Here is a 12,663-nt window from a genome sequence, read left to right on the forward strand (position 1 = left end):
AATAATCCTTAATGAGTTGGTGCGAGCGACTTAGCATTAAGTGCTCGTTTAGAGGTGTATTTGTTAGATAAAATTATGCTGAAGTAGCAAAGTGAACTGATGACCAATACGCTTGCAACCGCACAGATCCAGTAACTGGTAGCAATAAAGTAGCTCAGCCATGACAACTCTGGCTCGGAAAAGGTGCGATACAGCAAAATACTGACAGAACCGATATACCCAGCTGAATCAGCTAAATAGAGTAGAAAACCCACATTGGCAACACCGCCTACTGAGGCAATCATGCGGTCGAATAAAAAGCAGTTGTAGGGGATATACGCGATATAAAGCCCAGCGCCAAGTAACACCATCCATGCTTTGGCATCTAAGATGCCTACTTCAAAGCCATAGGTACTCGCACCGAGTAACAATGTGCCAAATAAGATAAAACCATGATTAACTAAAAACGCGGTTTTGTTATTTTTAATCAGTACCATCATGGCAAGGGCAATCAGCACGATAAATGAAATGCGAATGCCTGCGTAAGCAAAAATGGTTGGCTCTTCACCATAACCTAACGCCATCCAGAGTTCTGCTTGAAAATTATCTAAAAAGTCTCGAAAGCCTGTGAAAAGTAAAAAGCTTAAAACGAGCGCTGTAATACCAAACCAATATTGTTTAAAGAAGTTAAACCGTGCTTTGCCATCCATTGGAGTGCGTTTTTGTCTTGCAGCAATATCGCTTTGATCAGGTTTTGGAATGGCGTTTAAACACACAACACTGAGCAGCAATAAGGGTAAAAAGAGTAGGCCAGTTAGGGCAGGCATCCATAGCTCAGAAACACCTAAGTTGTTGGTAATAAAGCGGCCAACGGTTTTCACAACACCGGATGATAAAATAAAGGTGATGCTTAAAATAGCACCGAGGATTTCGGTGGTGCGTCTGCCTTCTAAATAACTAAATACGACCCCCCAAATCATGCCAAGCGATAAGCCATTAAAAAATAGGCAAATAATGTTAAGGCCAATTGGCAATAGTGCAAATAACACCAGCGAGAGCTCTGCGCCTAAGATCATTAAAATTATGGCTTTGGCTCGCTGATTAGAGTGCATTTCGGAAATCACTTTTACGCCGATAAATTTTGCCAGCATGTAACCAAATACTTGGCTTAATACCAGCGCCACTTTAAAGCTTACAAGCCAGTTTTCTTGCTCAAATGCAAGATAGCTTGATGCAGCAAATGGCTTTCGAAATGCGTACATACAAAAATAAGTCATAAAGGCAGCGGAGGCTGCGAATAATACGAACGCGGGGCCTTGTGTCTTTTGTAACCAGTTAGCATTTTTAAACAACATAATACGTCTCGACTGCGTTTGAAAAAGGGTGCAAAGCAGGTGCTTTGCAACCTCGGTACTATCAACAAATCAGTGTTAATTTAGGGCAATTTATTCGGGAACCCATTGTGATAGTGTTTTGTGAACTTAATGTGTAACCAAAGGGGTTAAGTTTGCACTGTGATGCACCCTTACCCCTATTCGCGTTAAAAACGTTCGTTAGAACATTCGTTAGAAACGATAATTAAGGCCGAGCATGCCGCGAATACCGTAATATTCAACTTGCAGTGGACGACCTTGCTGACCTTGGTAATACATTAAGGGTTCGTTCGTTAAGTTATTAAGCTCAAGGTAAACCATGGCATCGTCATTAATTTGATACGAGGTAGTGAAATCAACGCTGGTATAGTCACCGTAGTAACTGTCGCTTTGTTTATCACTGCCGTGCTCTTCAATGTATTCGCCTTTGTGGTTCACAGCTAAACGCGCAGCAAAGAAGGTGTTATCGTAGTAAAGGGTAATGTTAAATAATTCATCGGCTTGGCGAGGGATGCTAACAACGTCATCGCGCTCCGGGATGGTCATTTCTGAATCCATAAAAGTCGCATTTGCCATTACCCCAAAGTTCTCAAGGCTTGGTGCGATAAAGCCAAAATCACGATTAAACGCAAGTTCTAATCCCACTAACGATGCGTTGTCGCCATTTTCTGGGCGAATTAAATTAACGCCTTCACGGCCGTTGTAACTGCCAATGGAACTGCTTTGGAAAATAGGATCTTCAATATCTTTATAGAACACACCAGCTGACACTAAACCAAGGCGGTCAAAGTAATGCTCAAACATGACATCAATGTTGTTTGAATAGGTTGGATCCAGTTCTGGGTTACCTGAAAACAGTTGGTTATCTGCTTCTAGGTAAGTTGCACCTGGCGATAATGAGCCAAAATCCGGACGGGCAAAGGTGCGCGTAAGTGCTAAACGCCAATTGGTCATATCACTCATTTTATAAGTGATATGGAGCGATGGCAGCACAGAGAGATAATCATTCTCGGCTTTACTTTCAACCACTTTGTCTTGATCGGCAAGATAGGTAAAGCCCGATACTTCGGTATCGGTTTTAGTTAAACGCAGGCCACCAAGTATTTCGATTTGTTCATTTGCTTGCCAAGTTGCCATAGCGTAAATACTGGCATGTTGCTCGTTTACATCAAAATTACGGCCAAGGGCGCCACCGTTTGAAATAAGCGCTGATTCACCGGCATCGAGCTTAAATTTATTGCGGTTTTGTGTCCAAAACTGAGCTAACGCATCCGTAGAAGCCACTTGAGAGAACTGGTTTGCGTAATCAATGCTGAGTTCGTTTAAATAGTCATTTCGACCAGGTTGGTCGCTTAACGCAAAGTCAGCAAGGGTAGGCGCATCGCCATAGTTCTCACTATCCCATGCGTAAAATTCATCAGCAAATTCGGCAACGCGCTCTTTATCACGGTACTTCACACCGAATTTAAGTAATAAGCTGTTATCTAGTTGCCAGTCAAAATCACTGCTGAAAACGATTTTGTCTTTTTCATTAACGAATACCTTGTAGAGCTCTACCCATGCAAGCTTGGTATCGCTCGGTGACATTTGAAAGCCATTTGGCAAGTGGTTACTGATGGCATTCCATGGGTCACTGCCGCCGTCCACTTCGTTGTAGGCATAGTTTTTACCTGTGCCACGGTCTTCAAGGCCAACATAGCCAACGTTCTTTTGGTCAAAACGCACAACAAAGTAACTGTTGTCTTCACCATTTGGCATATCGCCGTAGCGGAATTCATTTTCGTAACTCGACAGTGACCAAGAAAGTGTTTTATCAAAACCAAAATAATGTTCACCAGCAAGCTCACCGCCACGCATTTCAGTGATAAGTTCATTGCGAATGTGCTGCACTTCAACGCGGTCTTTGTCAAAACGCATACGATGTTTGTAATGGGTTTCATCGTCGATTAAGGTACCGTACATTGCGCTTGCACTGACTTTACCCTGATCTAAGGTGTACTCTAAAGATCCATTTAAACCGTAGGTTTCGCGTGTGCCCGTGTAGTCTCGAAGCTCTAAACGACGAATACCAATACCATCATTCCCGCGACGAGGTTCAAAGTTATCCGTTGCCCAATCACGTTTCCACGCTGTGGCGTTAATAAGATAACCGAGTTTGTCATCGGCTACACGGTCGCCATATAAAACACTCGCAGAGTAGTTAGTGCCTTCGGCAAGTTCATTTGCACCCAGCGCAACATTGGTATTTAAGGTAAATTCGTCAGGGGCTTTTTTGGTGATGAAATTAACGTTACCACCAATTGCATCACCTTCCATATCCGGTGTGATGGCTTTAGATACTTCAACAAATTCAATAAGTTCATTTGGAAAAAAATCAAATGCGGTAGCGCGGCTGGTGGTTTCTTCTTCAGCGGCTGGTAAGCGATTGCCATTAATTGATGCTGAGCTCCATTGTGATGGTAAACCGCGCACAGCAACAAAGCGCCCTTCACCTTGGTCGCGCTCAATGGAAATACCCGGAATACGCTGTACTGCTTCTGCTGCATTTCGGTCTGGTAATTTGCCAATGCCATCACTGGATATCACATTGATAATATTGCTGGCATTTTTTTGGCTGTTAGCTGCAGCCATTTCGCCACGTTGAATTTGACCAATCGCAACCACTTCTTCAATTTCATTGTTGGTGTTGTTTGCATTGAGGAAAATGGTTTCAAGTACTTTCATTTCATCATCTTTAACAGAAACGCTCAGTAACTTTGTTTGGTAACCCATGTAATTAACTTCCAGTTGATACGTACCTGGTGTTAATTTAGGTAGTTCAAAGCGGCCATTAAAGTCGGTAACGGAACTGTTATTAGTACCAACTACTTTCACCATGGCACCTGGCAGTGTTGCATGTTGATCTTTTACAACGCCTGTCAGTTTTGCTTCTGCGGCAAGAATGTGGGGGCTTGTTATCAGAAGTATACTGGCGGCAATACGCGATATATTTTTCATGTTAAGGCTTCTCAGTTAGTAAAATTATTATGGTCTAGACCAGAAACTGAAAAACAGTCTAACGAGGGTTTTTTACAAATCGGTTACGCTTGTGTGAAAAATAGAAAATCGACTGGGTTTTTTATTTAACCTGAACTTGGGATAAGAAGTTAACTAACAATTTTTAATACATATATTTTTTTATTTTAAGCCTTCTAGCTTGATAATTTTTAACAGTAACAAGTCAAATTTGTGCGTCAATAGCGAGTCTATTGCAAACAAATTTAACGCAGTAATAAGTAGAAGTAACTGCTAGAAAGTAATTTATTACTCCTAGCTCAGGTTATTTAATATATTGATTTTATTGTATATAAAATAAAGCAGTTACAACGAATATAGGTTGTAACTGCTGGTTAGGAATTTTATGAACAGGCCTACAGCAAAGTGAAACAGCAAAAAAGCCTTATTAGATTTGCTATACCAGCAAGCTAGCGGGTCTTGGATTTGCTAGTAAATCGGCAAACACCTGCCAAACAGAGGTCTTATCTTGCATATTGGCATGTTTTTCAATGTAGGCTTTAACGATATCTTGTCCAAGGTTGTAATTAAGCACATAGGCGCGGTTTGCTTTAATAAACCCTAAACGCTGTGTTGCACGCGCTTTACTCACTAAGGTGTATTTAACTAATAACTCGACTGCGTGTTGCTCTGATATTTCGCCATCAAGTAAGCGTTTAGCGACCATGTTGTCAGCATAAGAGAGTTTTTGCATTAGCGCTTGTACTTCATAATAGCGCTCAGCTTGTGAGACATCGAGACCGGCAAGCACGAAGAGCACTTCTTTTTCAAATACCATGCGTTCAGGCTTTGGAAAAACCACTTCAATGCCATAGTTAGCAGAGCCTTCAGCAAGCAGTGACATAGGGGAAAATAATGGGTAAACACAATATTCCATCCAACCTTTTTCGTTTACTAGGTGTTTTTCCATCAATGAGTTAAATACATGGTGGCCGGGATAGCCTTCATGGGCAGCTAAATCGACGGCACGTGAAATATAAATCGGAAAATCGGTATTCATTTGAATCAGGCTAAAGTTATCGCCTTTATACCAGTTATAGCCACTCCAAATTTGGTCTGTTACATACTCCAGCTGAAAATTTTCATTATCAGCAAGGGGAATAAATTGTTTGGTAATCTCACGTGAGCGCACTACTGCGGCTTTAAATACGTCATCGAGTTTGTTTTTGGGGATTTCAAATTGTGCGTTAAATGCCACCATGCGTTCGCTTAAACTACCGTCGCCTGGCACCAAGTTTTCTAGCTCTAGGAGGACGTTATCAAACTCAGATTCTGTTTTGTTTGGTGAAATGGCATCGTATAACGCTAGCGACTCATCATCGAATTTTGGTGCGTTGCCCGAAATTACATTGATAAAGGTTAGTATTGATTCACTTTGCTTGATTAAAAATGTATGTCTGAGTGTTTCGCTTTCACTTGGTGTTATTTTTTTTAAGGTATCTACAAGCTCTGTAACCTGCTGTTGAATAGCTTCAAGCGGCTCTTTGATAGTTGGTTGCCAGTCACTTGGGCCATAGTAAGCGTCAACATAGTGTGGGTGATGAAGGCCAATTGCCAGTACTAGCTTTACGTATTGCTCTGCAAGAGGATTTAATGACATCGCTAACTCATTTTGAACGTTAAAGAGGTTCGCATCTTAACGAATTTTGAAATTGTATACAATTAATAGGGGGGGTAAGCACAACTTAAATTGCTGCAAATATTGCTATTACGCTTATCTCGCACTAAGGTGGCTAAATGACCTATTTTGCACAAGGAATAATCAGTGAAAAATACCCTACTTGTTGCCATCTCAATGCTTTGCAGTTTGCCTGTTACTGCACTTTATGCAGATAACCTAAAACAACCGCCAAAATTAATCGTGCAAATAACCGTTGATGCACTCAGAGGCGATTTACTTAATCGATACCGCCATAACTTTGGCCCTAATGGTTTTAATTACCTCATCAACAATGGGGTTTATTATAAAAATGCACACTATCATCATGGCAATACCGAAACCATTGTTGGGCATGCGTCACTTGCCACCGGTGCGCCGCCTTCGGTGCATGGCATGGTCGGTAATATTTGGTTTGATGATTCGCAATCGCGCATTGTTTATAACATTGAAGATGCAAATTACAATTTGCTTACTCAAGGGGCTGGTGTAAATAAAAAAACCGAAATCGATAGCACACAAGCTGCGGCAAAATCACAAGGACGCTCACCATCGAATATTCGTGTATCAACCTTTTCTGATGAAGTTGTGATGGCAAGTGCGGGTATCGGTAAAGCATTTGCTGTTTCAGTCAAAGATAGAGGCGCGGTTGCGCTTGCTGGCCATTCAGGAAAGGCTTTTTGGTTTGATAAAGCAACAGGCACCTTTGTCACGAGTGATTATTATTATGAGACCTACCCAAACTGGGTGACGGCTTGGAATAAGCAGCAGTTACCCGCCAAATACAGTGGAACAGTGTGGCAGCCTAGCATTAAAAATGACAGTTTCACGCTTAAAGATTTACAGCAAAAAAGTAAGCTTGATTTAGCTGGGTTTGGCAGTCAATTTCCACACCCTTATGGTAAAAAAGAGGACAAATACTTTACCACTAAGCTCACTTTAAGCCCCGCAGGCGATGAGCTCACTGCTGATTTTGCAAAAACACTGCTAGTCAAAGAAGATTTAGGCCAGGATAACATTACAGACTTCTTATCAGTCAGCTTTTCATCGAATGATTATGTGATTCATGTGTTTGGTCCCTCGTCGCAAGAAGCTGAAGATAACCTAGTGAGACTAGATAGTACCTTGGCTGAATTCTTTAAGCAGCTTGATAGCCAGGTTGGATTAGAAAATACCTTAATTGTGCTTTCAGCCGATCATGGTGCACCTGAAAGTGCAGATTATGCGCATAGCTTGGGTATTGATCATGCCAGTTATTTTGCAATTGATACGCTTATTAATGACGATATTAAAGCGACCGTTAAAAAGCGTTTTGGTCTTGCTGATAAAGTATTTCGCACATATGCACATCCTTATGTGTATTTAGATAAAGACTATATTGCTAGTAAAAATGTAAAACTGGCTGATGTACAGACCTTTGTCGCAGAGCTTATACGAAAGCAGCAGGGCGTTTATGCAGCATATGCCGAAACCGATATCTTACGAAATCAAGTAACGCCTTCGCGAATAGCACGTTTGGTATCGAATAATCATTTTGAGGGTCGTTCAGGGGATATTTATATCGTGCTTAATGAGCGTGGTTATGTGAATGATTTTGATGGCTTAACGGTGTCTTCGACCCATGGCTCAGTGTGGCAGCACGATACCCATGTGCCGATTATTTTTGCAGGCTATGGCATAAAGCAACAAGCGATATACCGTGCTGTAACCCCTTATGATATTGCGCCTACATTAGCACTGAGTGCAAATACCACCATACCCAGTGGTGCAACGGGTCAAGGGTTAGTTGAGGTACTACAAAAATAGGCTTCACCTAAAAGGGTGATGGAAGTATTGGAGTCGATGTTTTTACGCAGGTAGGCGGTGTTACCACCGAGCGACATAGTTTGTTGCTTTAATGTATTGATTGCACCTTGCAATAAATCGGGCTCAGGAATAAACCAGTAGCTGATAATGGTACCCTGTGAGCCGATAACATCGCCCAATTTTTCACAATGTTTGCTGAGTTGTTGGTTATCAAAAACAATGGAAACAGAAGGGCCAGTTGGTGCGCTAGCGACGCTGCAACCAGCCAATAAACATATCACCAGCATGCTTAATAAGGTAGAATTTATTTTTATCATGTTTTTGTGTCTTCATCTAAGTGCAAGCTAAACACTATGAAAAATAACATAATAACCGTTTTATGCCTATTTCAGCTTTTATTAAGTAGTCAAGTTTTTGCTGGTAGAGATGTCACTCAACTTCACCTTAAACCTGGCGATAAAAATTGGTCTATTGGCGCTGGGTTGAGGACAGGTACATTTCCTTATATTGGTGAAGACCAATACCAAGATTTCCTACCTTTAATTATATATAACGGGGATCAGTTTTTTATTGATGGCACGCGCACAGGTTTTCATTTGATAAATAATGATGACTGGCTGGTCAGTACCTTTGCTGCATATCGGTTTGCAGGATTTAATGAAGAGAATTCAGAGTTATTGGACGGCATGGAACGTGACGATGCTGTAGATGGCCGAATTGCTGCTAGTTATAAAACGCGTTACGGTAATGTCACCTTAGATATGGGTCATGATATTAGCAATACCCACAAAGGTTGGGATAGCCAGTTACGTTGGTCGAAACGTTTTAATTATTACAATCTGTTAATTAGACCTTGGTTAGGGGTAAGTTACGAAAACCAAGCACTTACGAATTACTATTTTGGTGTGCTCAAGGATGAAGCTGAAATTGATAGGCCAAGTTACACAACAGCCAGTGCATTTGAATGGCAATATGGCTTGGACTTCAGTTATCACTTTGCAAAGCATCATTATGTTGGTCTCAACTTTCAATACTCTGAGCTTGATAAAACAAAAATTAATAGCCCCGTTATTGCCGATAAAGGCCAGTTTGAAACCTTCCTAACTTACCGTTATGAGTTTAACGACTATCAATACGATCAAAGCCACAACAGCAGCTTGTTAAAAGGGTTAACTGAAGGCGAGTGGTATTGGCGCCTTGCACAAGGAAAGTTCACGACAACAAAATTCAATGAGTTGATGCGGTTTAAAAATATGTTTGACCCAGAAGAGAAACACACTGGATTAGCGAGCGTGTTTGTTGGCAAAAAAATAGCTGACAAGTTTCTTGGCTTACCGGTTGAGTCCTATGTCACTTTGGGCTACGCGCGGCATTTTGAAAAAGGATATCAAGCAAATTTTAACGAGTATGTGCTTGGCTTTAAAGCCTATTTTACTGGGTTTCCTTGGTCACATATTGTCAAAACTCGGGTGGGAATTGGCGAGGGGGTATCCTATGCTGGCAGTGTGCCAATTGTAGAGCAAGAAAATGTAGACCGAAAAAACCGTTCGGCATCAAAATTCTTAAATTATCTAGATTGGAGTTGGGATTTTAGTTTAGGTGATGCAATAGGCAACAAGTCACTTAAAGACTGCTTTTTAGGGTGGTCAGTGCATCATCGTTCGGGCATTTTCTCTTCAGCCGATCTGTTTGGTAATGTCAGTGGTGGCAGTAATGTGAATACTATTTATCTGCAATGCCATGGCAATAATGGTTAGCAAGCCAGACAGGCTGTTAACCTTTCCTTTAAAAATAGGTTAACAGATCCGAACGACGTTTTATCACAAACTTTGTGGTTAGTTATACTTTAAATAACGCCACTTGATTTTTCAGTTCACTGGCAAGTTCAGCTAACTCAGTACTGGCACTGCTGGTGCTTGCTGCCTCTTTAGCTGTGTTATCTGATATGTTTGAGATGTTCACCACATTACGGTTAATCTCTTCATTTACACTTGTTTGTTCTTCGGCGGCAGTAGCAATTTGCGCCGCCATATCATTGATCATGGCAACAGCGGACGTAATAAGCGCGAGTGCTTCACCTGCTTGCGTTGCATTGGCAACACTGTTTTCAGCTTGATGCTTACTTTGTTGCATCAGTGCTACGGCATCTTTACTACCACTTTGTAAGCTTTCAATCATTTGTTGAATTTCTTGAATAGAACTCTCGGTGCGAGAAGCTAAAGAGCGTACTTCATCGGCAACAACGGCAAAACCGCGCCCTTGTTCGCCAGCACGTGCAGCCTCAATTGCAGCGTTAAGTGCCAATAAGTTGGTTTGCTCAGCAATGCCACGAATAACATCCAATACACGGCCAATTTCTTGGCTGTCATTTGACAGCTTGTCAATGGAAACGGCAGCGTTATCAATTTGCTCTGCCAGAGTACCAATACTTGAAATGGTTGTTTCAACAACCTGTTGGCCATTTTCTGCTTGATTGTTTGCATCGATTGCACCGGAAGCTGTGTCGGCTGCATTTCGTGACACTTCATTTGCTGTAATGGCCATTTCATTGACCGCAGTGGCAACCATATCGGTTTCTTGTCGCTGTTCGGTAATTAATGTGTTGGTATTTTCACTCGATTGAGCCAATAAACTTGACGCATTATGAACTTGCATGCTGGCATCAACAACCTGTTGTAAGGTTTTATGGAAATTATCTATTAGGGTATCAAAAGCATGGCTCACGGCACCAAGTTCATCCCGTGACACTAGATTTGTGCGTTTGGTGAGATCATTTGTCGATGATATTTCGTTAATTGATTCACGTAATGTAAAGAGAGGGGCAATTATATTATTGGTAATAAGCCAGCTTAGAAATGCGGCGATCGCCGTAACAATCACGGCAAAGTACATGGATGCAGAAACAGACGACTCAATACTTTCGGAAGTACTGTTTTCTATCATGTTTTTCTTGCTGTCAATTAAATCATCGAGTGTTGAGAATTCGTCTCTGGCACTTGCTGCTAAAGGGCTTAAATCCGTCTTATAAGTTTGCCATGCATTTTCAAGCGCTTGTTTTGATGAATCTGCGGATAAAGATTGTACTAATTGTAAGCTTTGATTTAAAAAACGCATTGTTGATGACTTAGACTGTCTAATCATTTGTGCAAGGCGATTATCAATATTTGGGTCTTTCGCTTGGATGGTTTCAAGGGAATCAAATAAGTTTTTAATATTATTAATTCTCTCGCGCATTTTACTCATATTTTGGTGGTAGTTATCACCTAGCATAATGCTACGGTTTAAACGCGACACATAATTAGTATCACGATTGATTTCAAGAGTGGTCACTTCAAGTGCAACTGCAACATCACTGTATTTTTCGAAGTTTGTTTTAATGGTTGTTAGTTTATAAATTTCAAAAGATGCAAAGAAAATCAATGCAAAAAGTAATGTTCCTGACAGAACATTTATTTTGTTCCTTACAGAGATATTTGAAAGCAATTTGCTCATATGCACGGTCCACTGTATTGTTTTAACGGTAATTGTATTGCTATGGTCTTTTGACCTTTAACGTTCTTTTTTGCAGCTCTGTGATAGGCTTTTATACAAGGCGAGGCTTCATTGCGTAGATATTCTATGCCATTCAGCCTCTAAAGACTTTGTGCTCCTGCAAAGTTAGCTTACCTCACACTCCTGTGGGGCAAAAAAGTATAAAAGTCATTCGCGCGATGCTTAGAGGCTCTTTTATGCGCACTTTTCTTAGTGCTGCTCGATACTCGCTTAGATGACTAAGCCACATATTGAGCGCCACGATAAAAGTACGCTAATAAAGAACAAAAAAAGAACTGCAAAGATCACAGACCCTAGTTTAGTCCAATTTATTGTATCGGCATTATTGCTTAACATTTAACAGTATATTTTATAAAAAGTTGATAAATCACAATGAATAAAAAGATTTCCCTCATTTTAGGCAGTGGCGGTGCACGTGGTTTAGCGCATATTGGCGTGATAACCGCGCTTCAAGAAAATAATTTTGAAATTTGCTCTATTTCAGGCTGCTCAATTGGCTCTTTAATTGGCGGTATTTTTGCGGCTGGAAAGTTAGATGAATTTGAAAAGTGGATTTTAACAATTGATAAGTACGATATTGTCTCATTACTTGATCTTAGTTGGGGAAATAATGGCTTAGTTAAAGGCGACAAAATTATTAATACCTTAAAAGCCATGGTTGGAGATACATCAATTGAAGACTTGCCCATAGCCTACACAGCGGTTGCGAGCGATATACTTAATAGTAAAGAAGTGTGGCTAAACTCGGGGCCTCTGTTTGATGCAATCCGTGCATCAATTTCATTGCCTTTGTTTTTCACCCCGGTTGAACGACATAATAAGATTTTAATTGATGGCGGTGTGCTCAATCCGGTGCCTATAGCACCAACCTTTAATGACGATACTGAACTGAAAATTGCTGTCAATTTAGGCAGTGAGCAAGCCACTGCGCCACAGTTAACGGAAGTAGCAAAAGTGCATGATGAAGGCTCCGCGGTATCACGTTTTATTGCCTCCTTAAAATTTGAGAAAGAAGAGAAAGAAACCAATAAATTGGGTGCTTATGAAGTTGCCGACAAAGCATTTGATGCTATGCAATCGCATTTAGCGGCGGCAAAATTAGCGGCGTATCCACCTGATGTCTTGATTGAAATCAGTCGCAATGCTTGTGGCACATTAGAATTTGATAAAGCTGCTGAAATGATTGAGCTTGGTTATAAAACCTGTATTGAATCGCTGAAAAACAACAAACTTATTTAACAA

Annotated in this window: 8 protein-coding genes; 3 read left to right on the forward strand and 5 right to left on the reverse strand. The window is 40.9% G+C overall.

Annotated features, from left to right (window positions below; genetic code table 11):
• Positions 1-8 precede the first annotated feature (8 nt).
• The 3 genes from OM33_RS17390 to OM33_RS17400 all read right to left on the reverse strand — a co-directional run bounded on the left by OM33_RS17390 (position 9) and on the right by OM33_RS17400 (position 6,006).
• Complete coding sequence (locus tag OM33_RS17390; RefSeq protein WP_040135456.1) at positions 9-1,334, reverse strand: DUF5690 family protein; 1,326 nt, start codon at positions 1,332-1,334, stop codon at positions 9-11.
• A gap of 210 nt (positions 1,335-1,544) precedes the next feature.
• Positions 1,545-4,349 (reverse strand): TonB-dependent receptor, encoded by a 2,805-nt coding sequence (locus OM33_RS17395; protein WP_040135458.1) that lies wholly within the window; start codon positions 4,347-4,349, stop codon positions 1,545-1,547.
• Positions 4,350-4,803: 454 nt separating this feature from the next.
• Positions 4,804-6,006 (reverse strand): hypothetical protein, encoded by a 1,203-nt coding sequence (locus OM33_RS17400; RefSeq protein ID WP_040135460.1) that lies wholly within the window; start codon positions 6,004-6,006, stop codon positions 4,804-4,806.
• 165 nt (positions 6,007-6,171) lie between these two features.
• Between OM33_RS17400 and OM33_RS17405 the strand changes: the two genes are divergently transcribed.
• Entirely contained in the window at positions 6,172-7,869 is a 1,698-nt protein-coding gene (locus tag OM33_RS17405) for an alkaline phosphatase family protein (RefSeq protein WP_234402777.1), read from the forward strand.
• Here the strand turns inward: OM33_RS17405 and OM33_RS17410 are convergent.
• Entirely contained in the window at positions 7,839-8,186 is a 348-nt protein-coding gene (locus tag OM33_RS17410; protein WP_052141137.1) for a DUF4156 domain-containing protein, read from the reverse strand. The genes OM33_RS17405 and OM33_RS17410 overlap by 31 nt on opposite strands.
• Positions 8,187-8,222: 36 nt before the next feature.
• Here OM33_RS17410 and OM33_RS17415 point away from each other — a divergent pair, with 36 nt between their 5' ends.
• Positions 8,223-9,626, forward strand: a complete 1,404-nt coding sequence (locus tag OM33_RS17415) for a MipA/OmpV family protein (RefSeq protein ID WP_040135463.1) — start codon at positions 8,223-8,225, stop codon at positions 9,624-9,626.
• A gap of 82 nt (positions 9,627-9,708) precedes the next feature.
• Here the strand turns inward: OM33_RS17415 and OM33_RS17420 are convergent, their stop codons facing one another.
• Entirely contained in the window at positions 9,709-11,361 is a 1,653-nt protein-coding gene (locus OM33_RS17420) for a methyl-accepting chemotaxis protein (protein ID WP_040135466.1), read from the reverse strand.
• Positions 11,362-11,793: 432 nt separating this feature from the next.
• Between OM33_RS17420 and OM33_RS17425 the strand changes: the two genes are divergently transcribed.
• Entirely contained in the window at positions 11,794-12,660 is an 867-nt protein-coding gene (locus OM33_RS17425) for a patatin-like phospholipase family protein (RefSeq protein WP_040135468.1), read from the forward strand.
• The last annotated feature ends 3 nt before the right edge of the window (positions 12,661-12,663 follow it).

Origin of the sequence: Pseudoalteromonas piratica, from assembly GCF_000788395.1 — a bacterium.
GTDB classification, from domain to species: Bacteria; Pseudomonadota; Gammaproteobacteria; order Enterobacterales; family Alteromonadaceae; genus Pseudoalteromonas; species Pseudoalteromonas piratica.

Coding starts and splice junctions, on each gene's coding strand:
- OM33_RS17390 (WP_040135456.1), bottom strand. CDS start 1,334: ATGTTGTTTAAAAATGCTAACTGGTTACAAAAGACACAAGGCCCCGCG.
- OM33_RS17395 (WP_040135458.1), bottom strand. CDS start 4,349: ATGAAAAATATATCGCGTATTGCCGCCAGTATACTTCTGATAACAAGC.
- OM33_RS17400 (WP_040135460.1), bottom strand. CDS start 6,006: ATGTCATTAAATCCTCTTGCAGAGCAATACGTAAAGCTAGTACTGGCA.
- OM33_RS17410 (WP_052141137.1), bottom strand. CDS start 8,186: ATGATAAAAATAAATTCTACCTTATTAAGCATGCTGGTGATATGTTTA.
- OM33_RS17415 (WP_040135463.1), top strand. CDS start 8,223: ATGAAAAATAACATAATAACCGTTTTATGCCTATTTCAGCTTTTATTA.
- OM33_RS17420 (WP_040135466.1), bottom strand. CDS start 11,361: ATGAGCAAATTGCTTTCAAATATCTCTGTAAGGAACAAAATAAATGTT.
- OM33_RS17425 (WP_040135468.1), top strand. CDS start 11,794: ATGAATAAAAAGATTTCCCTCATTTTAGGCAGTGGCGGTGCACGTGGT.